This window comes from Burkholderia sp. USMB20, from assembly GCF_000949135.2.
In the GTDB taxonomy this organism is placed as follows: domain Bacteria; phylum Pseudomonadota; class Gammaproteobacteria; order Burkholderiales; family Burkholderiaceae; genus Burkholderia.
In genome coordinates this window covers 255,516-273,037 of the sequence record NZ_JTAN02000002.1, presented here as the reverse complement: position 1 = coordinate 273,037, position 17,522 = coordinate 255,516, and the positions used below count along the sequence as shown (strand labels likewise).

Annotated in this window: 15 protein-coding genes and 2 pseudogenes; 2 read left to right on the top strand and 15 right to left on the bottom strand. The window is 68.7% G+C overall.

The genetic code is table 11. From position 1 onward, the window contains the following. Positions 1–93: 93 nt before the first annotated feature. Together PL79_RS03950 and PL79_RS03945 are read right to left on the bottom strand one after the other, a co-directional pair. Positions 94–1,398 (bottom strand): MFS transporter, encoded by a 1,305-nt coding sequence (locus PL79_RS03950; protein WP_044847288.1) that lies wholly within the window; start codon positions 1,396–1,398, stop codon positions 94–96. Positions 1,399–1,664: 266 nt separating this feature from the next. Continuing rightward, a complete protein-coding gene (locus tag PL79_RS03945) occupies positions 1,665–2,438 on the bottom strand; it encodes a putative hydro-lyase (protein ID WP_044847289.1) in 774 nt (257 codons plus the stop codon). A 203-nt stretch (positions 2,439–2,641) separates the two neighbouring features. Here PL79_RS03945 and PL79_RS03940 point away from each other — a divergent pair, with 203 nt between their 5' ends. Next, positions 2,642–3,574 carry a LysR family transcriptional regulator gene (locus PL79_RS03940; RefSeq protein WP_044847290.1) on the top strand — a complete coding sequence of 311 codons (933 nt, stop codon included), beginning with the start codon at positions 2,642–2,644 and terminating at the stop codon, positions 3,572–3,574. Between the two features lie 62 nt (positions 3,575–3,636). Here PL79_RS03940 and PL79_RS03935 read toward each other — a convergent pair whose 3' ends face one another. The 7 genes and pseudogenes from PL79_RS03935 to PL79_RS03905 all read right to left on the bottom strand — a co-directional run bounded on the left by PL79_RS03935 (position 3,637) and on the right by PL79_RS03905 (position 10,144). Further along, entirely contained in the window at positions 3,637–3,963 is a 327-nt protein-coding gene (locus tag PL79_RS03935; protein ID WP_044847291.1) for an antibiotic biosynthesis monooxygenase family protein, read from the bottom strand. Positions 3,964–4,028: 65 nt separating this feature from the next. Next, positions 4,029–5,015 carry a YkgJ family cysteine cluster protein gene (locus PL79_RS03930; RefSeq protein ID WP_044847292.1) on the bottom strand — a complete coding sequence of 329 codons (987 nt, stop codon included), beginning with the start codon at positions 5,013–5,015 and terminating at the stop codon, positions 4,029–4,031. Then, the gene (locus PL79_RS03925; RefSeq protein WP_044847293.1) at positions 5,009–5,818 is read right to left on the bottom strand and encodes a MetQ/NlpA family lipoprotein; all 810 of its coding nucleotides are present in this window, start codon (positions 5,816–5,818) and stop codon (positions 5,009–5,011) included. The genes PL79_RS03930 and PL79_RS03925 overlap by 7 nt, the downstream gene beginning before the upstream one ends. After that, on the bottom strand, positions 5,815–6,864 hold the full coding sequence (locus PL79_RS03920; protein WP_044847294.1) for a formylglycine-generating enzyme family protein: 1,050 nt from the start codon (positions 6,862–6,864) through the stop codon (positions 5,815–5,817). The genes PL79_RS03925 and PL79_RS03920 overlap by 4 nt, the downstream gene beginning before the upstream one ends. A 10-nt stretch (positions 6,865–6,874) precedes the next feature. Beyond that, positions 6,875–8,830 carry an arylsulfatase gene (locus PL79_RS03915; protein WP_044847295.1) on the bottom strand — a complete coding sequence of 652 codons (1,956 nt, stop codon included), beginning with the start codon at positions 8,828–8,830 and terminating at the stop codon, positions 6,875–6,877. Positions 8,831–9,009: 179 nt separating this feature from the next. Then, positions 9,010–9,087 (bottom strand): annotated as a pseudogene (locus PL79_RS03910) (SDR family oxidoreductase); the annotation flags it as partial. Between the two features lie 103 nt (positions 9,088–9,190). Further along, on the bottom strand, positions 9,191–10,144 hold the full coding sequence (locus PL79_RS03905) for a LysR substrate-binding domain-containing protein (protein ID WP_044847296.1): 954 nt from the start codon (positions 10,142–10,144) through the stop codon (positions 9,191–9,193). A 127-nt stretch (positions 10,145–10,271) separates the two neighbouring features. Between PL79_RS03905 and PL79_RS03900 the strand changes: the two genes are divergently transcribed. Then, a complete protein-coding gene (locus tag PL79_RS03900) occupies positions 10,272–11,291 on the top strand; it encodes a zinc-dependent alcohol dehydrogenase family protein (protein WP_044847297.1) in 1,020 nt (339 codons plus the stop codon). Between the two features lie 72 nt (positions 11,292–11,363). On the opposite strand, the pseudogene PL79_RS36990 reads toward PL79_RS03900, so the two are convergent. From PL79_RS36990 to PL79_RS03865, 6 genes and pseudogenes are all read right to left on the bottom strand, one after another. Next, a pseudogene (locus tag PL79_RS36990) lies at positions 11,364–11,507 on the bottom strand (porin); the annotation flags it as partial. A gap of 32 nt (positions 11,508–11,539) precedes the next feature. Beyond that, positions 11,540–13,855 carry a TonB-dependent receptor gene (locus tag PL79_RS03890; protein ID WP_044847298.1) on the bottom strand — a complete coding sequence of 772 codons (2,316 nt, stop codon included), beginning with the start codon at positions 13,853–13,855 and terminating at the stop codon, positions 11,540–11,542. A gap of 194 nt (positions 13,856–14,049) precedes the next feature. Then, complete coding sequence (locus PL79_RS03880; RefSeq protein ID WP_044847299.1) at positions 14,050–15,267, bottom strand: MFS transporter; 1,218 nt, start codon at positions 15,265–15,267, stop codon at positions 14,050–14,052. After that, positions 15,264–16,340 (bottom strand): ABC transporter substrate-binding protein, encoded by a 1,077-nt coding sequence (locus tag PL79_RS03875; RefSeq protein WP_044847300.1) that lies wholly within the window; start codon positions 16,338–16,340, stop codon positions 15,264–15,266. Before PL79_RS03875 ends, PL79_RS03880 begins: the two co-directional genes overlap by 4 nt. 34 nt (positions 16,341–16,374) lie before the next feature. Next, positions 16,375–16,785 (bottom strand): ExbD/TolR family protein, encoded by a 411-nt coding sequence (locus tag PL79_RS03870; RefSeq protein ID WP_044847301.1) that lies wholly within the window; start codon positions 16,783–16,785, stop codon positions 16,375–16,377. Further along, complete coding sequence (locus PL79_RS03865) at positions 16,785–17,501, bottom strand: MotA/TolQ/ExbB proton channel family protein (protein WP_044847302.1); 717 nt, start codon at positions 17,499–17,501, stop codon at positions 16,785–16,787. The genes PL79_RS03870 and PL79_RS03865 overlap by 1 nt, the downstream gene beginning before the upstream one ends. Positions 17,502–17,522: the final 21 nt, after the last annotated feature.

Sequence of the window (17,522 nt, the reverse complement as noted above, 5' to 3'; positions counted from 1 at the left end):
CGCCGCCGCACGGCGCGCGTCGCGCGCCGCGTGAGGGCTTCGATGAAAAGGGAGCGGTAGAAAGGCGGCGGGCGGGCGCCCGCCCATGCGGCGTTATGCGGCGTCGAGTTCGCGGCCGCGCGTCTCGGGCAGCGTCAGCGCGGCGACGATCAACACGCCGTAGGCGGCGACCGCGAAGATCCCGATGCTCGCGCCGAGCCCGTAGTGCTTCGACAGCGCGCCGATCAGGAACGGGAACAGGGCGCCGATCGCGCGGCCCACGTTGTAGCAGAAGCCCTGGCCCGAGCCGCGCACCCGCGTCGGGAACAGCTCGGTGAGGAACGCCCCCATCCCGGAGAAGATGCCCGATGCGAAGAAGCCGAGCGGGAAGCCGAGCCACAGCATCGACGCGTTCGTGAGGTGCAGCACCGGCGACGTGTAGGCGAACGCGATCACCATCGAGCCGAGCGCGAACAGGATGAAGTTCGGCTTGCGGCCGAGCCGGTCGGTCAGGTACGCGCTCGTCAGGTAGCCGACCCACGAGCCGAAGATGATCATCGCGAGATAGCCGCCGGTGCCCATCACGGTCAGGTGCCGCTCGGTCTTCAGGAACGTCGGCAGCCAGGTCGTGATCGCGTAGTAGCCGCCCTGCGCACCGGTGGTCAGCAGCGCCGCGCGCAGCGTCGTCGACAGCAGTTTCGGCGCGAAGATTTCGGTGAGGCGCGGCGCGTCGGCCACCTTCGCCTGCGTGGCCTTCTCCTTCTCGTAGACGTCCGGCTCCTTCACGTAGCGGCGGATCACGACCACCAGCAGCGCCGGCGCGAGGCCGACGAGGAACAGCGCGCGCCAGGCCTGTTCGGCCGGCAGCACCGAGAACAGCAGCGCATACAGCAGCGCCGACAGCCCCCAGCCGATCGCCCAGCCCGACTGCACGAGGCCGACCGCCTTGCCGCGATCGCGCGCGCGGATCACTTCGCCGATCAGCACCGCGCCGGCCGTCCATTCGCCGCCGAAGCCGAAGCCCATCAGCGCGCGCGCCGCGAGCAGCTGGTGATAGTTCTGCGCGAGCCCGCACAGCGCGGTGAACACGGCGAACCACAGCACCGTCAGCTGCAGCGTGCGCACGCGGCCGATCCGGTCGGACAGGATGCCCGCGATCCAGCCGCCGAGCGCCGACGCGAGCAGCGTCATCGTGCCGATGAAGCCGGCGTCCGCGAGCGAGATGCCCCAGGTCGCGACGAGCGTCGGGATCACGAACGACAACATCTGCGTATCCATCCCGTCGAGCATGTAGCCGACCTTGCAGCTCCAGAACGCGCGGCGTTCGCGCGGCTGCGCGTCCGCATACCATCCGAACAGGCCGTTGCGTGCGGGGCCCGCGGGGTCGGCGGCGGGCGCCGCGAGGGTCTTGCTTTCCATGGTGAAGCTCCTGTCGAAATATGCGGTCGAGACCGTGCGTGTGGTGCGGGTGGTGCGTGTGGTGCGTGTCGTGTTTGTCGTGCGCTTCTTGCGTCGTGTGTTGCTTGCGTCGTGTGTTCGCGTGGCGTGTCGGCGTCGTGCGTTGCTTGCGCGCGTCGCGCTGCGGCTGCGCGCCGCCCTCCGGCCGGGCGGATCGTCTGCGCTCGCGGCATGCCGCCGCGTCGGGGCCGGACCGGCGCCCGTGCGGGCCGCCGGCGTCGGTCGGGTCAGAACACGGCCAGCGACGCGTTCGTGATGTCGGTCATCAGCATGTAGCCGGGCGTATGCGCGATCGCGAGCGGCAGCTTCGCGTCCATCAGCGCGGTTTGCGGCGTCACGCCGCACGCCCAGAACACCGGCAGCTCGCCGTCGCGCACCGTCACCGCGTCGCCGAAATCGGGCGCGGCGAGATCAGCGATGCCCAGTTCCTGCGGATGGCCGATATGGACCGGCGCGCCGTGCACGCCCGGGAACCGGCTCGTGATCTGCACCGCGCGGATCGCGTCGGCGCCGCGCAGCGGCCGCATCGACACGACCAGCTGGCCGCCGAAGATTCCCGCGCGTCGGTTCGGAATCGTCGTACGGTACATCGGCACGTTGCGACCCTCCTCGATGTGGCGCAGCCCGATCCCTTCGCGCGCCAGCATGTCCTCGAACGAGAACGAGCAGCCGATCGCGAACACGACGAAATCGTCGCGCCACAGCGCTTCGAGCGATTCGGCCCGCTCGGTCAGGCGCCCGTCGCGGTAGACGTTGTAGCTCGGCACGTCGGTGCGGATGTCGAGATCCTCGCCGAGCACGTCGAGCCGGAACGCGCCGGGTTCGCCCACGCCCAGCAGCGGGCACGCCTTCGGGTTCGCCTGGCAGAAGCGCAGGAAATCGTGCGCGTACGCGTTCGGCAGGATCGCGAGATTCGCTTGCGCGAACGGGCCGCACTGGCCGGCCGTCGGGCTGCGGAACGTGCCGTTGCGCACGGACTGGCGGAATTCGGAAGGCGTCATGATGGTCGCGGGCAGATCGATAGGTCGTCGGAATGACGGTTGCGTCAGCGGATACGGCGAAGAATAGAAAAGAAAAAATTTTGTCGCCAACGAGTTTTTTTGCGCCGCGTGTATAGAATTTCTTTACACGAAGCCGGGTTTTCCCCAGTCCCGTTCATTTTTTCAGCGGGGCAAGCTGCGCGCCCAACGCCTTGCCGACCGCCATGAACACGCGTTTCCTCGAAACCTTCGTCACGCTCGCGAAGCTGCGCAACTTCCGCACGACGGCCGCCGCGCTGCACGCGACGCCGGCCGCGATCTCGCAGCGCCTGAAGGCGCTCGAGGACGAATTGCAGACCGTGCTCGTCGATCGCGACAGCCGCGAATTCCGGCTCACGCCGAACGGCGAGTACCTGCTCGGCTATGCGAAGGCCGTCGTCGAGGCGACGCACGAGTTGCAGGCCGCCGCGGCCGGCGAAAGCGCGCTGCGCGGCAAGTTGCGGCTCGGCGTGATCGAGACGGTCGTGCACAGCTGGCTGCCGCATTACCTGCGCCGCCTCGCCGCCGACTATCCGCAACTGGAGATCGACCTGACCGTCGACGTCAGCGTCGTGCTGCAGCGCCGGCTGATGGCCGGCGAACTGGACCTGATCATTCGCGTGGAGGGAAGCGACGAGGCGTCGGTCGTCTGTGACGCGCTCGCGAACTATCCGGTGCGCTGGATCGCGCGCGCGGGGCTGCTGCCGACTGCGCGCACCGGCCTCGCGCGGCAGGTGCTGCGCCAGCCGATCCTGACCTACGGGCGCGGTACCGCGCCGCACCGCGCGCTCGAGGACATCGTGCGCACGCTCGCGCACGCGCATGGCGTGCCGCTGTCGGAGACGCGCATCACCGGCTCGCCGTCGATCTCGGTGATCGTGCAGCTCGTACGCGACGGCTTCGGCGTCGCCGCGATTCCGGTGCTGTTCGTGGATGCGCTGATCGCGAGCGGCGAGGTCGTCGAGCTGCCGCTGCAGCCGTCGCCGCCGTCGATCGTCGTGTCGATGTCGCGGCGGGCGGACGCGCCGAAGTTCGTGCATGGCGCGTCGATCGCGGCACGCGCCGCGTGTCACGAGTATTGCGAGAAGAGCAACCGGCTGCTGGTCGAGGCGCTTTGATGTGGTGTGGGGATGCCGGGCGGATCACGCACGGCGCCTGAAGCGCCCGTTCGGCGATCGGCTTACGCCGGCTGCCGCGCATGCGGCTGCGCAAGCTTGCCGTCGCCGTACTCGCGCAGCACCTGCGAGATCACCACGCGATAGCCGTCCAGCCAGCGCGCCTGCTTCGCCTTCGCTTCCAGATGCGCGGGATGCTGCATCAACTGCCGCAGCGCCGCCTCCGATTCCCAGTAGTAGACGTTCTGGATCAGCCCCGCCTCGGCGTTCTCCCACGTCTCCTCGCCGAGGTAGCCGGGCGTCGCGCGCGCCATGTCGGCGATCTGCCGGTCGAGGCGGTGGAATTCGTCGTCGTATTGCCCTGCACGGAAAATGAAGGTCGATGCGTACATGCGCGCCCCATCGGAGACGGTTGAAAGAGCGCCAAGTGTAAGGCACGCGCGGCGTGCCGCCGGTGTCACGCGGTAAGCGCGGTGGAAGCGTGCCGATCGTCGAGCCACGCGTCGATGCGCGGGGCGTCGGTGCGCGTGCCCGCCGTGGCGGCCGGCATGGCGGCGAGTGCGTGCCCCGCACGTTCGAGTGCCTGCGCAAAGCCGCGCAATTCGGCCGTCGCCGGCCGATCGTCGAGACGACGGCGTGCGAGTGCCGCCTCGATACGTGCGTCGATCAACGCGCGCTGCGCGTCGATGAAGTCGATGCACAACGCGCGGCAATGCGCGGACACCGATGCGACGGCCAGCAGCACCGGCACGATCGACATCGTCAAGTAGCCGCCGGGCGCAAGCCGCGCCAACGCCGCGCGCACCTGCGGTCCGCCGTCGATCAGCGATGCGAACACCGCGTCGCGCCATACCGCACGCTCGAACGCGAGCGCATCGCGAAACGTGTCGAGCGCCGCGCGGTCCGCGACCTGCCCTGCCGTCACGAGCGGCAGCGCCGACGCCATATCGAGGGAAGCCGTGCCGCCGTCCGCGCCGACGATGCAATTCGCACCGAGCCACGCCGTCTCGTCGCGCCGCCCGGCGAGCACGCGGGATTGCAGGCGGTCCGGCAGCATCGGATCGAGCGGCACGGCGCGGCAGATCGAAGGCTTGTCCGCATGCACGCTGCAGCGGCCGTCGTCGGCCAATGCCGGACAGCGCCCGAGCGACGGATAGTCGTAGCCCTGGAGCGTCAGTGCAATCCATTCGTCGCTCGCGCCGCGCGCGCGGTGGAACAACGCGTTCGCGAGCGCATCGCAGGCGGCGATGTCGTCCGCGTCGAGCGCATGCTCGCGTCCGCCCGCGCGCGTTCGTTCACCGATGCGCCGCTTCGGCACACGATGGATCGTCAGCGCGCCGACGAAGCGGTGCCGATGCCGGAACAGTTCGCGCAACGACAGCGTCGGCGCGCTGTTGCAGCAGCGGCCGCACGCATTGCACGCGAGGCGATAGTCGTCTACCACGGCCGCCGCACCGAGTCCTGATAGCGCGTCAGGATGAAATGCGCGACGTCGTCCGAGTGATACGCGGCGACGAGCTGCGCGACCCACGGCTTCGTGCGGTCGGCCTCGCGCACGGTCAGCACGTTCGCATACGGCGAGCGCGCATCCTCGAGATTGATGCTGTCGCGCGCCGGCTGCAGCCCCGCGCGCGCGGCGTCCTCGTAGTCGATCGCGACGAACGCGGCCGAGTCGAGCGCCGCATGCAGCCGGTCGCGGCGCAGCGCGACGAACTTCAGCGCGAGCCGGTTGCCCGTCACGTCGCGCAGCGTCGCATGCAGGCCGGCCTGGTCGCGCAGCGTCACCAGCGTGTCGTTCTGCAGCAGCACGAGCGCGCGAGCCATCCCGCGCGAATCGGCCGGGATCGCGACCGTCGAGCCCGGCTGCAGTTCGTTCAGACTCCTGATCTTGCGCGAATAGAGCGCCATCGGCAGCGTGACGGTCGGCGCGACGGCGTTCAGTGCATGACCTTTCGCCGTGCGCGTCGCGGCAAGGCGCTGCGCGTCCTCGAAGCTCGCCGCGTCGATCCTGCCGTCGGCGAGCGCGGTATCGATGCGCGACGCGTCGTCGAATTCGACGACGTCGAAGCTCAGCCCGCGCGTGGCGGCGACACGCTTCACCTCGTCCAGGATGTCCGCATGCACGCCGCGTGTCACGCCGACGCGGATCGTCGATGTGACGGATTCGGCCGCAACGATCCAGCCCGAAGTGGCGACACCGCATGCAACGATCAGCGACGCGGCAACGCAATGCATCACCCGCTTCATGACGCATCCCTCAGAATCGTGCGGAACCCGATATGCGATGCACCGAGATCCGCTTCCTGCTGTTCGCGCGACGACGCGCGATAGCGCACGCAGTAATCGCGCGAGCACAGGAACGAGCCGCCCTTGATCACCATCGGCGTGTCGTGCCGGCGCGTCGGCGGTGCGACGGCCGCCGTGTCGCCGTTCGTGTGCGATTGATGCGGGCCCGTGTACGTGTCCTTCGTCCATTCCCATACGTTGCCGATCATGTCGTACAGGTGGAAACCGTTCGCCGCATAACAGCCGACCGGTGCCAGGCCCGCGTGGCCGTCCTCGGCCGTATCGAGCACCGGGAACGCGCCCTGCCAGTAGTTCGCGGCCGGCTTGCCCTGCGCGTCGCGCGGCGCCGCATCGAGCGACGCGTCGTCGCGACCGGCCTTGCCCGCATATTCCCATTCGGCTTCGGTCGGCAGATCGCGACCGAGCCAGCGCGCATACGCGAGCGCGTCGCGCTGCGTGACGAGCGTGACGGGCAGGTTGCCGAGCCCGTCGACGCTGCTGCCGGGGCCGCGCGGCTGCCGCCACGATGCGCCCTTCACCCAGGTCCACCATGCGAGGTCGCGCGCGTTCAGCTCGTCGCGCGTCGGCACGTGAAACACGGCTGCGCCGCCCTGCTGCTCGGCCTCGGTCACGTAGCCGGTCGCCTGCACGAACGCGGCGAACTGCGCGATCGTCACGTCGGTCTGGTCGATCCAGAAGCCGCTGACGCGCGTCTTGCCGTCGCCCGCCGGACGCTCGTCCGCATAGCCGCGTGTGCTGCCGAACACGAACGCGCCGCCGCTCAGGTGCACCATCCCGGCCTTCGGGTCGTCACGCCACTTCGCGGGCAGGCCCGAGTAGCGCTCGCACTGCCGCTCCGAGCCGAGCGGCACGAGCGGGCGGCCGCGATTCGCGTCGTCGAAGGCGCCGGCGGGCGACGCCGACGGGCTCGCGTAGCCGACGGCGAACGCAGCCGCGAAGAGCGTGGCCGCGAGCGCCGCGCCGAGTGTCCGGAAGCGGAACCGCATCGTGCCGTCCTCAGTAGTAGCCGCGCGGACGCAGCGGTTCCACCCCGCCGACGTTGCTCATGTACGTCTTCCACTGGTCGACGAGCGTGCTGATGACCGACGGGTTCTGCGCCGACACGTCGGTCGTCTCGCCGCGATCCGCCGCAAGGTCGTACAGCTGCCAGTGGCCATCGAGCGGCCCGAGCGGCGGCTCGGTCCACAACGCCTTCCAGCGGCCGTCGGCGCTGCGCAGGTATGCCCGGCCGTACGCTTCGTCGCCGAACGGCGTGGTATGCACCTCGCCCGTCGCCGAGCCGGTGAGCACCGGCAGCAGCGACTGGCCCGTCGGCGGATAGACGTAGCGGTTGTTGTAGACGACCTTGCCCTTGTTCTGGTCGACACCCGTCAGCGTGTTCACGAGCGGCGGCGCCGGCTGCGACGGCGGCGTGACGCCCGCGACCGCGAGGAAGGTCGCCGTGTTGTCGGTCACGTGCGTGAACGCGCGCAGCGTCGGCAACTGGCGTGTCTGCCCCGGCAGCCGCACGATCGTCGGCGTCGACACGCCGCCTTCGGCCGAATAACCCTTCGTGAGCCGGAACGGCGTCGCGCTCACTTCGGCCCAGCGCAGCCCGTACTGCAGCCGTTGCGCGTTCTGCTTGCCGTTGTCGGTGCCGAGCGTCGAATAGACCGGCTCCTGCCCGTTCGCGGTGTCGGTCGCCGTCGGGTCCGCGCCGGAGTCGATCGGCCAGCCTTCCGCGCCGTTGTCCGACTGGAACATGATGAACGTGTTGTCGTATTCGCCGATGTCCTTCAGGTGCTGGATCAAGCGGCCGATGTTGTAGTCGAGGTTCTCGACCATCCCCGCATAGATCTCCATGTAGCGCGCCTGCGCGCGGCGCTCGGCCGGGCTCAGGCTCGCCCACAGCTTGTCGACCTTGCCGGTGCCGTAGTCGCTGTAGCCGTCGGCGGCGGAATGCACGGCGCTGATGTACTTCGCGTTCGCGGTGCCGTTGTTCGCCGTCGCCGGCGACGCGGCCGTCGTTTCGGGCAGGCCGTCGAACGGCTTGAAGTCGGCGGGAATCAGGCCGAGCGCCTTCTGCCGCGCGATCCGCGCGTTGCGGATCGCATCGTAGCCGGCGTCGTATACGCCCGCGTACTTGTGCAGCCACGGGTCCGGCACCTGCAGCGGCCAGTGCGGCGACGTGTAGGCCGCGTACGCGAAGAACGGCTTGCCGTCCTGCTTGTTCGCATCGATGTACGAGATCAGCTTCTGCGTATAGAAGTCCGTCGAGTAGAACACGGCCGGATTGCCGCCCGCGCCGCCCGGCTGTCCGGGCTGGCCCGGCTGCACGTAGCTGCCGTCTTCCGTGTAGTTCGACGAGCCGGCCGGCTCGTGCGCGAAATGGTTCGTCGCTGCGCCGCCGAGCAGCACGTAGCTGCGCTCGAAACCCCACTGGTCGGGCGTCTGTCCGCTGCCCGTCGCACTGCCGACGATCCCCGAGCCGATGTGCCACTTGCCGGCGATGTACGTGTGATATCCGGCATCCTTCAGTAGTTGTGCGAACGACAGCGCGCGATCGTTCAGGTAGCCCTCGTAGCCGGGCAGCCCGCGCCGCTCGTCGGTCGGCACGCCCATCGTGCCTTCGCCGACGAGGTGGTGATCGGTGCCGGAAATCAGCATCGCGCGCGTGATCGCGCAGACGGTGCCCGTGTGGTGGTTCGACAGGATGCGACCCGACGCGACGAGCGCGTCGAGGTTCGGCGTGTTGATCTCGCCGCCGAATGCATGGATGTCGGAATAGCCGAGATCGTCGGCCATGATGTACAGGATGTTCGGGCGCTTCGCGGCCTGCGGCGGTGTCGCGGCGGACTGCGACGGCGCATCGCTGTCGACGCCCCCGCACGATGCGAGCGACAACGCGCCGGCAATCGCGGCGCAGACGACACGGAAACGGAAGGCATGCAACGGCGACGCGGACTTTTTCATTTTGTCGAACGCTCGATTACGGATCGGCGATCTTAGCGGCGCCCGCGCGGCGCCCAAAGTCGGATTCGTCACATGCTAACGGGAAGCAGGAATATGCACGCCGCCCGTTGATCGACGACTCGCGCCGTCATGCACGCGTTGCGTCAGTTGCGTCCGCCGAGGGTACCGCCGCCGTCCACCGCGAGCGCGTTGATCGTCACGCCGTGTCCGGCGAGTTCCAGCGCCCACGTGCGCGTGCAACCGACGAGCGCGCGGCGCATGCACGACCCGCACCGATTGTCCGTCAGGCGCAGAAAACGCGTGTGGTCGCCGTCGTCCGCGTCGTCCGCGTCTTCCGCATCGTCCGATCCCGCGTCGTCGCTACGATGCGTGAACGACGCGCTGCGGCACGCGCTCGCCGTCTGCGTCGTCCGACTCCAGCATGCGCGGAATCTCGTCGACGAACGTATCGATGACGACGCGCACCTTCGACGGCACATTGCGCGACGCCGGCCGCACCACGAACACTTCGGCGCCCGACACGCTGTCGCTGTCCATCACGAGCGCGAGACGCCCGTCGCGCACGTACGGCGCCATCAGCCAGCACGGCAGCCACGCGAGGCCCGCGCCGGCTGCAGCCGCGTCGGCGATCGCGTGCAGGTCGTCGAACCGCAGGCGGCCGGCCGGGCGATGGTCGTGCACCGCGCCGTCCGGGCCGATGATCCGCCACGGCGTCGGCTGCCCGCCGCGCGAATACGCGATGCCGACGTGCGACGCGAGCTCGTCGGATCCCGTCGGCCGGCCGTGACGTTCGAGATACGCCGACGATGCGCAAATGCCCATCCTCTGTACGCCGAGCCGCCGCCCGACGAGCGTGCTCGTATCCGCAAGCTCGCCGATGCGCACCGCGATGTCGAAGCCGTCGTTGACCAGATCGGCCAGGCGATCGCTGAACGACACGTCGATTTCAAGCCGCGGATAACGCTCGATGATGCGCCGCACGACGGGCGCCACGCATTGCCGGCCGAACAGCACGGGCACGCTGATCCGCACGCGCCCGGCCGGCTCGCGCCGGCCCGCGTCGAGCGCGGCCTCCGTCTCGCCGAGTTCCGCCAGCAACCGCCGGCACTGCTCGTAATAGACGAGCCCTTCGTCGGTCAAGCCGAGCTGGCGCGTCGTGCGCTGCAAGAGCCGCGCACCGAGCCGTTGTTCGAGACGCGCGACGATCTTCGCCACGGCCGAGCGCGTCATGCCGAGGCGCAGCGCCGCCGCGGCGAAGCTGCCCGACTCCACGACGTCGACAAATTCGGCGATGCCTCTCAGCCGCTCGTCCATGCAGTTCCACTCCGATGGGATGACAGGTTTGTATCCGTGCCGGCGACAATCGTTGGCCGAATAATCGTCAATGCGTCCGGACGCGCAACACTATGATAGTCCGGTCTATCTCTAAAAAGGAGTCGACATGCACGCATGGCAAATCAGACCGGGGGACGGCATTGCCGCGCTCCGGCGCATCGACGCGACGCGTCGCCCCGTCGGGCCGACCGACGTCGTCGTGAAAATCCACTCGGCAGGACTGAACTACCGCGACCTGATGTTCGCGCGCGGCGACTATCTCGGCATCGGCAAGAACGCGCTGATTCCTGTCGCCGACGGCGCCGGCGAAGTCGTCGAAACCGGCCGCGACGTCACGCGCTTCAAGCCGGGCGATCGCGTGATCAACACGTACTTCCCGCGCTGGATCGACGGGCCGCCCACGCCGCAGAAAGTCTCGGGTTCGCCCGGCGCGCAATTCGACGGCGTGCTCGCCGAGCACTTCGTGTCCGACGAAGCGGCGCTGGTCGCGATTCCCGCGCATCTCGACTACGACGAAGCGGCGACGCTGTCGTGCGCGGGCATCACCGCATGGAACGCGCTGTTCGCCGACGGCGGCGCGGGGCCGGGCTCGACCGTCGTGCTGCTCGGCACGGGCGGCGTCTCGATCGTCGCACTGCAGCTCGCGCACGCGGCGGGCCTGCGCACGATCGTCACGTCGTCGAGCGACGCGAAACTCGAACGCGCCCGCGCACTCGGTGCGGACGCAACGATCAACTATCGCGCGACGCCCGAGTGGCAGCACGAAGTGCTGCGGCTCACCGGCGGTGCGGGCGCGGATCTCGTCCTGGAAGTCGGCGGACACGACACGCTGCCGCGCTCGGTCGCCGCGACGAAGCTGGGCGGCGTCGTGTCGGTGATCGGCGGCGTCAGCGGGTTCGGCGGCCCCGAACTCGGGCTGCTGTCGCTGATCGGCGACATTCGGAAACTGCACGGGATCATGGTCGGCAGCCGCGCGATGCTCGACGACGTCGTGCGGCTCGTCGATGCGAAACGGATCAAGCCGGTGGTCGATCGCGTGTTCGGCTTCGACGAGGCGCCGCAAGCGTATGCGTACCTGCAGTCGGGCCAGCATTTCGGCAAGGTCGTGATTCGCGTCGCTTCGTAACGGATGAAGGCGGCCGCCGCCGCCTTCTTTCCCGCACACCCGGAACCCGTGCCGGATCTCCTCACGCCCCCGGATCTTCGGCTTCGCGACGCCGGTCGACGCGTCGTAGCGCACCGTCGTGTACACGTATCGCGCGCCGACGAACGACGCAGGCATGAACCGAACCTTGCCGTTCACTTCGACGTTCCGATACCTGATCGACGTTACAGTCGCGCCGTTCGTCGAACGGACGCGGCATGCGCCGCGCGTCAGATCTTCGCGGTCAGCGTGATCCCGACCGTGCGCGGATCGCCGTACAGCACCGGATACGCGCCATACGACGGCAGCAGCTCGAGCTTCTTGTAAACCTTGTTCGTCAGGTTCGTCACGTAGCCCGTCACGATGTATTTCTGGTTCGGCGTCGTGTACGACACATGCGCGTTCAGCACCGTATAGCCGCCTTGCCAGAGCTGCGGCATCGTCTGCCGCGTCGCGCTGAAGTATTCGCGGCTGCGGTAGTTCACGTCGCCCCCGGCCGTCAACGTGCCGAACGACACCGGCACGCGATAGTCGAAGCCCGCGTTCAGCGTCGTATGCGGCGAACGCGCGAACGAGTTGCCGACGGCCGTCGGCACGTAGCGGAACTCCGTGAAGCGCGTGTTCAGCATCCCGAGGTTCGCGAACAGGTACAGGCTGTTGACGGGCTGCGCCTTCAGCTCGAGCTCGAAGCCGTCCGCGCGCCCCTGCCCCGCATTCGACAACGTCGACACCGGCGGCCCGCCGAACGGGTTCGGCGCGAGCGCGAATACCTGGATGTCGCGATAGTCGTAGTGGAACACGCTCGCGTTGACGATCAGCCGCTTGTCGAACCACTCGCTCTTGATGCCGATCTCGTAGTCGGTCAGGTACTCCGGCGACACGGTGGACACCGTGCTCTGCGTATACGCGTTGCCGTTGTAGCCGCCCGAGCGGAAACCGCGCGCATAGCGGAAATACGCGCGCACGTTGTTGCTGAGCGCATATTCCGGCGTGAGATCCCAGGTCGGCGCACGCCACGTGTTCGTCTGGTTCTGCTGCGCGCTGACCGCGAGCGGCGACGACACCGACGACGGCGACCACCAGCTGTTCGGATCGCTGAACGTCACGTTGCCCGTGCCCTGCAGCCCCGTCAGATTGATGGTCTTGCGCTCGATCGTGTAACGCAGCCCGCCCGTCACGTTGAAACGGTCGGTGAAGCGGTACTTGACGCTGCCGAAGATCGCCGCGCTCTGCGTGTGCTGCGTGAGGTCGGTCAGGTGGTAGAACGCGGGCGACGGCGCGCCCGGCAGGCCGCCGCCGGCGCCCTGCTCGGCCAGTTGCTCGGTAAACAGGTGCGTGCCGACCAGCCAGCTCAGCCGCTCGCTCTGCGGCGATTCGAGCCGGAACTCCTGCGAGAACTGGCGGCTCGACAGGCGGTCATGCGAGCGTGCCGCATCGAACGGCGAATAGTCCTCGTCGTCCTGATACCAGCGGTGCAGCCCTTCGAATGCCGTGATCGACGTCAGCGACACCGCCGGGTTGATGCGCCAGTGCGCGGTGAGCGACGTACCCCAAGTCGAGATGTGATCGCTCGACGGCGCATTGAGCGACACCGTGTACGGATCGGTCGACCCGACGAAGCCGAACTGGTTCGCGCCGCCGCGACCCGCGCCCTCCGCGTGCCATGCATCGCCGCCGCCCGTGTAGTTGCGGCCGTGGATGTTGAACAGGAAATCGGTGTCGGACGTCGGCACGGCCAGCACCTGGAAGCGCACCGCGTTGTCGTGGAAGCCGCCGAAGCGCCCTTGCTGCACGGTGTTCGTGTAGAAACTGTCAGCATTCTCGTGATACACCGACACGCGCGCGGCCAGCACGTCGTTCTTGCCGATCGGACCGCCGATCGCGGCTTCCGCGAGCCGGCTGTTGTACTGGCCGAGGCCGAGCTTGCCGTAGCCGCTCACGTCAAAGGTCGGCTTCTGCGACGTGATGCTGAGCGCGCCGCCGACGGTATTCTTGCCCCACAGCGTGCCCTGCGGCCCGCGCAGCACCTCGATGCGATCGAGGTCGAACAGCGGAAAGCCCTGCCCGAACACGCTGTTGATGTATACGTCGTCGAAGTACACGCCGATCGGGCTCAGCGACAGGTCCGAAGGATCGTTGCTGCCGACGCCGCGCAGGAACCAGCGCGGCCGCTCGCGGCCCTCGGTCGATTGTCCGTTGAAGTTCGGCACGTACTTCGTCACGTCGTTGATCACGCGCAACTCGTTGTTCTTGATCGCGTCGCCGCTCAGCGCACTCACCGCGACCGGCACGTCCTGAATGCGCTCCTTGCGCCGGCGCGCGGTCACGGTCACCGTGCCGAGATTCGCTTCGCGTACGGTCGACCCGCGATTCGCGCCGGTGGTCTTCGGCGCTGCCGCGGTCGCGTCGTCCGACGCCTGTTGCGCCGGCTTCGCGTCCGGCGCCCCCGCGGTCGCCGCGCCATCCTCTGCCCATGCGGGCAACGATACGGTGCCGCCCGTCAGCAGTCCCCCCAGCGCGGTGACGATTAGTTTTTTCCTGAACATCGATGAGTCATCCTGTTTGATCGGTTGAACGCACGTGCGTGCGCGACGCACGGGTTCTGTATTGCAATTCGGATGCCAGCATCGAGAAGCCCGTCGCACGGGGCTGCAGGCACGCGCACGGTGCCGCCGTTGCTGCATACGCATCTGTGGAAGAAAGCAAACTGCTGGTCTCGCAACACCGTCCTCGAAGATCGTCAGGACAGCTTTGCAGGCAGCGGCTGCGCCGCACCGCGACGGCTCCTGGCGAACCGCAGCGCGAACGCCACCAGCACGACCACCGGCAGCCAGCACAGAAACACGGCCTGCAACCCGACGACCGGCACGAGCGCACTGCCGGCCAGCGGGCCGCAGAACGCGCCGGCCATCGACGCGAGGTTGTACAGGCTCGACACCTGGCTCTTGTCGGCCGGGTGGCGGCCCAGATGCTGCATGTTGACGAGATGCAGCAGCGATGACCCGGCGCACAGCGCGGCGAGCCCTGCGCCGACGATCCACGCGTCGCGCGCGAGGCCGAGCGTGAGCAGCCCGGCGATGCTGCCTGAGAGACCGAGCGCATGGCAACGGCGCCCGGTCATCCGCTGTGCGACATTGCCGAGCCCGAACAACGCGATCACCGCAACGGCACCCTGCAAGGTGAGCAGCGCGACGGCGCGCGTCCGCGACAGTCCGAGCGACTGAATCGCGAGCACCACCGTATACGTGCCGACGAGCGAGCGTGTCGCGCTGTTCACGGCCTCCAGCACGAGCTGCTCGCGCACGTCGTGGCTCCACGCGAGCGCGAGCAGCGCGCGCAGCGTGCCCGTTTCATGCCGTGCGCGGCGCGACGGCGGCTCGGCGTCGCCAAGCAGCATCCGGCTGAACAACGCCATGCCCGCGAAGCTCGCCGACGCCGCGCAGAACGTCGCGACCGCGCCGTGCGCGCCGATCAGCCAGCTCGCGAGCCACGGCCCCGCCATGCCGGTTCCGACCGACATGGCCGCGCGATACCAGCCCGCGCGCGCGAGGCCGATCTGCGCGAGACGCGCAAGGAATACGCCGTTGATCGACACGATCCGGAACGGGATGCACAGCCCGATCAGCCCCTGCGTGAGCGCGATCAGCGGCCACGCGCCGGTAAACGGCACGACGAGATTGAGCAGCATCGGCCCCATGCTCGCGGCGAAGTACACGCGCCGCGCGCCGTAGCGCGCGACGAGCAGCCCGGCAGGCAGGGTCATCAGTGCAATGCCGAGGGGCTCCATCGCGGCGATGACGCCGAGCCGCGCGCTGTCGACGCCGAGTGCCAGCGCATACAACGTCGTCGCGAGCTGCGCCATGCTGATCGTCGTGCCGCTCGCGAGCGCGAGCAGCATGAAGCCGCCGGTGAAGCGCTCGCGCCGCCATGCGCCGGCGACGCGTGCCGGCACGCTCACCGCGCGGCGTCGCGAAACGATGCCGCGATGCCGTCGAGCGCACGCCGGTCGATCCACGCGTGCACGTCGAAGTCGGCGGGCAGGAACCGCCAGTCGACCAGGAAACGCTTGAAATCGTCGAGCGCTGCGATCGACGCTTCGTCGAGATCCGTGCGCAGCCGCCGGTGGACGTCCGCGCCATAAGCCAGCCGCAGCCAGTCGTGGCCCGACCCCGTCTCGCGGCCGAGATAGTCGAGCACTTCATCTTCGTGCTCGCGCGCCCAGCCTTCGACATCGGTCACGCGCGCGAGGAAACGGCTGACGATGTCGGGATGGCGCTCGAGCGTCGCTGCGTTGACGGTCAGCGGCCGCGGCGAACCGTTGTTGATGCGGACCTGCGGATCGGGATGAAAACCGATGTCGACGACCGGCTGCGCGCCGATCAGGTGCGCGGTTTCGAGCCCGAGCGAGCCCTTCACATAGATCGCATCGACGTCACCGCGCACCAGCGCGGCCGCCTCGGCTGCATAGAGCCGCCGGCTCGACAGGCTCGCCGGATGGCTGAATGCCGCGTCGCGGGTCGCGGGGGTCGACACCGGCGCGCGCAGGTTCGACGCCGGTACGTCGACCCATTCGACGTCGCCGGGGCCGAGCCCGTCGAGCGACAGCGCACTGACGAAGCCGCGCAGCGCCGCCGCGCGGAAGATGTCGATGCGCTCGCCGTCGCGGCGCGGCAGGCCGATGCGGCGCCCGCGCAGGTCTTTCGGCCGCGTCAGGCCGGCTTCCGGCAGTGCGACGATCGCCTGGGACTCGTCGACCCAGGTCAGCGCGACCACACGCGTGTCGGCGCCGGACGCGCGCGCCCACAGCGCCGGAATGCTGCCGCCCTGCCGGAACGCGTTGTCGAGCGAATGATCGACGTGCGCGTGATGCAGCGCCGCGTGCTGGCTTTCCTGCAATGCGCGTACGGTGATGCCGTCGCCGGCGAATTCGCTGTCGAGCCAGCCGAGATGCGCGGCAATGCCGAGCGGCGTCGGTACCGGACAGCGCGTGTACCAGATCGACTGGACGTTGTGTGAAGCCGTGGTGCTCATGGATGCGTTCGCAAAGGAAGTCTTGAAAGGCGCGTCAGCCGCGCGGCGCGGTGAGCACCGACAGCCGCGTGATGCCCGCGCGCTCGATCGCGGCCATCAGCTTCGCGACGATGCCGTACGGCACGTGCTCGTCGGCCTGCAGGTCGAGCGCGACGTCGGGGCGGCCGGCCTTCAGCGCGGCCAGTTCGGCCGGCACCGTGTCGAGCGCGACCGCGCGCTTGTCGAGATACACGATGCCCTTGGCGTCGACGCTCACGGTAACGTTCGGCTTGCGGTCGGCCGGCGCGGTAGCGACGGTATTCGGGAGATTCACGTGCACCGCGTTGTTGAGCAGCGGCGCGGTGACGATGAAGGCGACGAGCAGCACGAGCATCACGTCGACGAGCGGCGTGATGTTGATTTCGCTGAGCACGTCGTCGTTGTCGGAAGAGGACGAGAAGGCCATTATGCGAACGCCTCCTGGCGGGTGTCGTCGGAACGGCGTGCCGGCGCGGCAGCAGGCGCGGCGGCCGGCACGCGGAAGCCGGCCTTCTGCGCGAGCGTGACGAAGTCGGTTGCGAACGCATCGAGGTCGGCCGACGCGGCCTTCACGCGACGCACGAAGAAGTTGTACGCGAGCACGGCCGGCACGGCGACCGCGATGCCGATCCCGGTCGCGACGAGCGCCTCGCCGATCGGCCCGGCAACGACGTCGATGCTCGCCGACGCGCTGTGCGTGATCGCGGTCAGCGCATGGATGATGCCGAACACGGTGCCGAACAGGCCGACGAACGGCGCGGTGCTGCCGATCGACGCGAGCACGGCGAGCCCCGCTTCCTCGCGTCGGCGCGCATTGTGGATCTGCTGGCGCAGATGGCGTTCGAGCAGGTCGTGGCGGCTCCAGCTGTGTTCCAGATCGTGCGCGCTGCTCTCGTCGGCACGCCGCAGCGCGTCGAAGCCCGTCGCGGCGAGTTCGCCGACCGGGCTGTTCGCGCCGTCGAGCGCGGCCGCGTCGTGGAAGCTGTTCGCGGCCCAGAATGCACTGACGTAACGCCGGTTGCGCGCGCTCGATCGCAGGCTCTGGATTGCCTTGACGACGATCAGCGTCCACGTGACGACGGAGAAGACGACGAGCAGCCAGAGCGCGCCCTGGACGATGAAGGTGGTCGGGATACCGGTCATGATGTGAGTTCCTTGAAAAAT

Bases quoted from the DNA above. Each gene is read 5' to 3' on its own strand.
- PL79_RS03950 (WP_044847288.1), bottom strand. From the start codon at position 1,398: ATGGAAAGCAAGACCCTCGCGGCGCCCGCCGCCGACCCCGCGGGCCCC.
- PL79_RS03945 (WP_044847289.1), bottom strand. From the start codon at position 2,438: ATGACGCCTTCCGAATTCCGCCAGTCCGTGCGCAACGGCACGTTCCGC.
- PL79_RS03940 (WP_044847290.1), top strand. From the start codon at position 2,642: ATGAACACGCGTTTCCTCGAAACCTTCGTCACGCTCGCGAAGCTGCGC.
- PL79_RS03935 (WP_044847291.1), bottom strand. From the start codon at position 3,963: ATGTACGCATCGACCTTCATTTTCCGTGCAGGGCAATACGACGACGAA.
- PL79_RS03925 (WP_044847293.1), bottom strand. From the start codon at position 5,818: ATGAAGCGGGTGATGCATTGCGTTGCCGCGTCGCTGATCGTTGCATGC.
- PL79_RS03920 (WP_044847294.1), bottom strand. From the start codon at position 6,864: ATGCGGTTCCGCTTCCGGACACTCGGCGCGGCGCTCGCGGCCACGCTC.
- PL79_RS03915 (WP_044847295.1), bottom strand. From the start codon at position 8,830: ATGAAAAAGTCCGCGTCGCCGTTGCATGCCTTCCGTTTCCGTGTCGTC.
- PL79_RS03905 (WP_044847296.1), bottom strand. From the start codon at position 10,144: ATGGACGAGCGGCTGAGAGGCATCGCCGAATTTGTCGACGTCGTGGAG.
- PL79_RS03900 (WP_044847297.1), top strand. From the start codon at position 10,272: ATGCACGCATGGCAAATCAGACCGGGGGACGGCATTGCCGCGCTCCGG.
- PL79_RS03890 (WP_044847298.1), bottom strand. From the start codon at position 13,855: ATGTTCAGGAAAAAACTAATCGTCACCGCGCTGGGGGGACTGCTGACG.
- PL79_RS03875 (WP_044847300.1), bottom strand. From the start codon at position 16,340: ATGAGCACCACGGCTTCACACAACGTCCAGTCGATCTGGTACACGCGC.
- PL79_RS03870 (WP_044847301.1), bottom strand. From the start codon at position 16,785: ATGGCCTTCTCGTCCTCTTCCGACAACGACGACGTGCTCAGCGAAATC.
- PL79_RS03865 (WP_044847302.1), bottom strand. From the start codon at position 17,501: ATGACCGGTATCCCGACCACCTTCATCGTCCAGGGCGCGCTCTGGCTG.